The organism is Streptomyces sp. (genome assembly GCF_031178505.1).
GTDB lineage: Bacteria > Actinomycetota > Actinomycetes > Streptomycetales > Streptomycetaceae > Streptomyces > Streptomyces gulbargensis.
Window position 1 is genome coordinate 1 of sequence record NZ_JAPSIW010000768.1, and the last position, 3,284, is coordinate 3,284.

At 73.5% G+C, this 3,284-nt stretch carries 5 protein-coding genes; 1 reads left to right on the forward strand and 4 read right to left on the reverse strand.

Features of this window, described 5'->3' with window-relative positions; all coding sequences use genetic code 11:
* Positions 1-222 precede the first annotated feature (222 nt).
* From RIF68_RS32010 to RIF68_RS32025, 4 genes are all read right to left on the reverse strand, one after another.
* Positions 223-1,398 carry a zinc-dependent alcohol dehydrogenase gene (locus RIF68_RS32010; RefSeq protein ID WP_309054768.1) on the reverse strand — a complete coding sequence of 392 codons (1,176 nt, stop codon included), beginning with the start codon at positions 1,396-1,398 and terminating at the stop codon, positions 223-225.
* Complete coding sequence (locus RIF68_RS32015) at positions 1,395-1,859, reverse strand: hypothetical protein (RefSeq protein WP_309054769.1); 465 nt, start codon at positions 1,857-1,859, stop codon at positions 1,395-1,397. The genes RIF68_RS32010 and RIF68_RS32015 overlap by 4 nt, the downstream gene beginning before the upstream one ends.
* A gap of 5 nt (positions 1,860-1,864) precedes the next feature.
* Positions 1,865-2,323: a DUF4383 domain-containing protein gene (locus RIF68_RS32020; RefSeq protein ID WP_309054772.1), complete on the reverse strand. Its 459-nt coding sequence runs from the start codon at positions 2,321-2,323 to the stop codon at positions 1,865-1,867.
* Between the two features lie 274 nt (positions 2,324-2,597).
* Positions 2,598-2,774, reverse strand: coding sequence for a hypothetical protein (locus tag RIF68_RS32025; RefSeq protein ID WP_309054770.1), 177 nt, complete (start codon positions 2,772-2,774; stop codon positions 2,598-2,600).
* 177 nt (positions 2,775-2,951) lie between these two features.
* Between RIF68_RS32025 and RIF68_RS32030 the strand changes: the two genes are divergently transcribed.
* Complete coding sequence (locus RIF68_RS32030) at positions 2,952-3,179, forward strand: hypothetical protein (protein WP_309054771.1); 228 nt, start codon at positions 2,952-2,954, stop codon at positions 3,177-3,179.
* Positions 3,180-3,284: the final 105 nt, after the last annotated feature.

Consider the following 3,284-nt stretch of genomic DNA (forward strand, 5'->3'; position numbering starts at 1 on the left):
GGCCCGAAGCGGCACGTGCGTGTCCGAGACGAGCAGCAGCCGTACGGGCCGGCCCGGCTCCCCGGTCACCTCAGGGGCCACGGACGGCCTCCTTCCTCACCCGGGCGGGTCCCGCCCGCCGTACGCGTCCTCGCGGGGCACCGGGGCCTCCAGCAGGCCGGTGCGGCCACCCGTTCCCGTACCGCTGACGTGGCCGTGACCGCATCGCCGGAAGCCCCTCGCTCAGCCCCCCGGCCGGATGACCGCGCGGACGCAGCCGTCGGTCTTGTGCTTGAACATGTCGTACGCGGTCGGGGCCTCGTCCAGGCTCACGGTGTGCGTCGCCATGTGGGAGGTGCTGAGCTCCCCGGCCGCGATGCGGTCCAGCAGCATGGGAATGTAGCGCTGGCCGTGCATCTGCGCGCCCCGCACCGTCAGCCCCTTGTTGATCACCGCACCGAGCGGGAACTTGTCGACGGCCCCGGCGAACACGCCGAGGATGAACACGGTGCCGCCCTTGCGACAGGCGTGGATGGCCTGGCGGACGGCGGTCGGACGGTCGGTCTGCAGCCGCAGCTGCTGCTTGACCTGGTCGTACACGTGCATCGGGCCGTCGCTGTGCGCCTCCATGCCGACCGCCTCGATGCACACGTCCGGACCCCGGCCGCCGGTCCGCTCCCTCAGTTCGGCGCCGACGTCGGTGCTGCTGTAGTCGATGACCTCGCTGCCCACGTGGCGCTCGGTCATCCGCAGCCGCTCCGGGACGCGGTCGATGGAGATGACCCGCTCCGCCCCGAGCAGGACCGCCGCCCGCGCCGCCATCTGCCCCACGGCGCCGCACCCCCACACGGCGACCACGTCACCGGGGCCCACGCCGCCGAGGTCCGCGCCCATCCAGCCGGTCGGCACCGAGTCGGAGACGAACAGGGCGCTGGTGTCGTCGACGCCCTCGGGAACGGTGAAGGCGCCGTAATCCGCGAACGGGACGCGCACGTACTCGGCGTGGCTGCCGCGCAGCCCGCCCATGGCGTGCGAGTAGCCGAAGATGCCCGCGGTGTCGGCGCCGAAGAGGGCCTGTCCGATCCCGGGATTGGTGTTGGTGTTGTCGCACAGGGACCACAGGTCGTTCGCGCAGTACCAGCAGCGTCCGCAACCGACGAACGAGCAGACGACCACCCGGTCGCCCACCGCGTGCCGTCGCACGGCCGGGCCGACCTCGACGACCTCGCCGACGAACTCGTGCCCGATGACGTCTCCGGCCCGCATGAACGGGATGTAGCCGCCGATGAGGTGGAGGTCGGATCCGCAGGTGGTGCCGGCGACGAGCCGGACGATCATGTCCTGGTCGTTGCGGAGGATCGGGTCGGGCACCTGCTCGACCGAGAGCCGGTCGACCCCTTCCCAGCACAGGGCCTTCACAGCACTCCCTCCCCGCCGGCGCGCCGGCTCAGCGTTCCGATCAGTTTCCCGCCCGGGGACTCGTGGTCGGTGGGCGGCGCGTCGGGCAGGAGGACCTCGCCCGCCTCCAGGAGGGCCTTGGCCTCCCGGAGGGCGCGGCGCAGGTCCTGGCGGGGGTCGTCCCCCGCGACGCGGGCGGCGACGGAGCCGCCGCCCTCCGCCGCCGGATCCCTGAAGCGGGCGGCGAGCTCGGTGCCGCGGTCGCCGGGCGCGGCGTTGATCCGGGTCTCGATCCGGTCGCCGAAGTCCTTCAGTGGTCCGATCTCGTGCGGCCGTACGTCGTCCGGTGCGCGCTGGACGGTCACGACCAGCCAGCGGTGCGTGTCGTCCGGCTCCGGGCTCCGCGCGGTCAGGCGCCGCAGGGCGACGGCTCCGGCGGTGAGTCCCGCGGCGGCGGTGAGCAGCGCCTTCTTTCCCGCCATCCCGGTCACACCCCGGGCGTGGTCGTCGTACGCCGCCGGCCGAGGAGGGCGCCGAGCGCGATCATGCCGAGGCCGAGGACGAAGTGGAGCCAGTTGTCCGCCGTGTTCAGCGGCACGAAGTTCGCGCTGCTGTGGTGATCGACGAGCAGGCCGTACAGCCACAGGACCAGGTACACGGCGCCTCCCGCCAGGAGGAAGGTCCGCGCCGCCGCGGCGGTACGGGCCATGGCCACTCCGGCGACGCCGAAGGCCAGATGGACCAGGTTGTGAAGGATGGAGACCTGGAAGACACCCAGCAGCTTGGCCTCCGAGTCGTGCGAGGCGAACTTCATGGTGTCGTAGTCCGTGGTGACGCCGGGGATGAACCCGAGGACCCCCACGAGGAGGAATACGGCTCCGACCAGCAGAGCGGCCTGCTGGACGGGGGTGCGGGCGTTCCGTGACGCATGGGTACCGCTGGTCATCATGGGCCTTCTTCCTTGATGTCTGCGATGTCTGCGCTGTTCCGCCGGACGCGGTTCACCGGGCGCGGGGCCCGTGTGCCGGCCGCCTCCGGCACCTACCGTCTTCTCCCTGCTGCGGCGGCCGCCGGGGTCGCGGCGAGCGGCACGGCGGGGCCGGGGTGGGCGGGGGCGGTCCCGCGCACGGACTTCCCGGCGGGCCCGGGCCGCGAGGACGCCGCCCCGCCCCCGAGTGCCCCGACCGTCCGCTCCCCGATCGCTCCGGGCATCCCGCCCCTCAGGCCGTGTCCGTGCCGGAGGCGCCGTCGCCCTCGGACCTGTCGCCTTCGGCCTGCGAGGGCGTCGTACGGGGCGCACCGGAGGTGTCCGGTCCCGAGGACCCGTCGGCCGTCCCGTTCTCCGGCTCGCGTTCGCCCTCGGCCTGGGACGGTGTCTGCTCGTTCGCGTCACTCATGGGCGGTCCTCCGTGCCGATGGTGCCTGTGGTGTCGATGCGGCGGGGGTCGCGAGGGACCCCGCCCAGCCGACGAGTACCCGGGTCACGTCACACCAATCGGGACACAGGCGGACAAAAGTGCGAGCCGCCAGTAGGTCGGGCGGCTCGCGGGTGAGACAGGCGGCACGGACCGGCGGTGCCGGGTGCGGCTCGGGATCAGCCGCTGGAACCCCCTCCGCAGCTCGACCCGCCGGAGGAGCCCCCGCAGCTCGATCCGCCGGAGGAGCTTCCGCAGCTCGATCCGCTCCAGCCGGACGAGCCGCCCCCGGAGGAACTCGCGCAGCTCACGGCGCCCGAGGAACAGGCGCTCGCCGAACAGCCCCCCGTACCCGACTCCGACCCCCCTGATCCTCCGCCGGAATGACCGGGGGAGCTGCCGCACGGGCCGCCCCCCGGCGTTCCCGCGCACCAGTGGATCACCGCCACGGCCGCCGCCCCGTCCGATCCGGAGGAGGAGCGCGACGCCGCC

What these genes read in the sequence shown, in the direction of transcription:
- RIF68_RS32015 (WP_309054769.1), bottom strand. Translation starts at nt 1,859, where the DNA reads ATGGCGGGAAAGAAGGCGCTGCTCACCGCCGCCGCGGGACTCACCGCC.
- RIF68_RS32020 (WP_309054772.1), bottom strand. Translation starts at nt 2,323, where the DNA reads ATGACCAGCGGTACCCATGCGTCACGGAACGCCCGCACCCCCGTCCAG.
- RIF68_RS32025 (WP_309054770.1), bottom strand. Translation starts at nt 2,774, where the DNA reads ATGAGTGACGCGAACGAGCAGACACCGTCCCAGGCCGAGGGCGAACGC.